At 69.8% G+C, this 900-nt stretch carries 1 protein-coding gene and 1 pseudogene; both read left to right on the top strand.

The window, feature by feature from the left end; all coding sequences use genetic code 11:
• Positions 1-694: amidohydrolase family protein (locus tag KZA10_RS16290; RefSeq protein WP_218683409.1), on the top strand; the 694-nt coding region annotated here is incomplete at its 5' end.
• Positions 691-900 (top strand): annotated as a pseudogene (locus KZA10_RS16285) (hypothetical protein); the annotation flags it as partial. The gene KZA10_RS16290 and the pseudogene KZA10_RS16285, both read left to right, overlap by 4 nt.

The raw sequence follows: 900 nt of genomic DNA, 5'->3' as shown, positions 1-900 counted from the left end.
GCCCGCCGTCGCCGAGGAGTCGATCATCGCCCGCGACGTGCTGCTGGCCGAGCACGTCGGATCGCGGCTGCACGTGTGCCACCTCTCGACCGCGGGCTCGGTGGACATCATCCGCTGGGCCAAGAAGCGCGGCATCAACGTCACCGCCGAGGTCACCCCTCACCACCTGCTCCTCACCGACGAGCTCGTGCGCGGGTACGACGCGCGCTACAAGGTCAATCCTCCGCTGCGTAGGGAAGAGGATGTGCTCGCCGTGCGCGAGGGCCTCGCCGACGGCACGATCGACATCGTCGCCACCGACCACGCGCCGCACCCGAGCGAGCACAAGGCGTGCGAGTGGCAGGCCGCGGCGAACGGCATGGTGGGACTGGAGAGCGCCCTGCGCGTCGTGCACCAGTCGATGGTGCAGACCGGGCTTCTCGAGTGGTCGGACATCGCACGGGTGATGAGCGCAGCACCGGCACGGATCGGACAGCTGGCAGGTCACGGCACGCCGCTCGAGGTCGGTCAGCCTGCCCAGATCACGCTCTACGACGCCTCGGTCGACGGCGTGTTCACGGAAGCCGACCTCCACGGTCGGAGCGTGAACTCGCCCTACCTCGGCCGCGACCTCCCCGGACGCGTGCAGTACACGATCCACGGCGGTGTCCTCACCGTCGACGGCGGAAGCGTCGTCGAGGAGCTTCGCGCATGAGCGCTCGGGACCTCGCCGTCGCGATCACGATCGCGGTCGCGCTCCTGGTGCTGCTGGTGATGCTCCTGGCCTGGCGACGACGAATCCGCCGCGACTCCGTGTTCACGGCCCCGCTGGGGGTTCCGGAGCACGCGGAGGTCTTCCGCCGCGACGAGGTGCTCTACGTGTCGACGACACGGCTCGAGCGGCTGCTCGTGCCGTGTCGT

It is taken from the genome of Microbacterium sp. BF1 (assembly GCF_019279095.1).
In the GTDB taxonomy this organism is placed as follows: domain Bacteria; phylum Actinomycetota; class Actinomycetes; order Actinomycetales; family Microbacteriaceae; genus Microbacterium; species Microbacterium maritypicum.
Note: the sequence above shows the minus strand (reverse complement) of the source record. Positions and strands in the feature narration are given on the sequence as shown.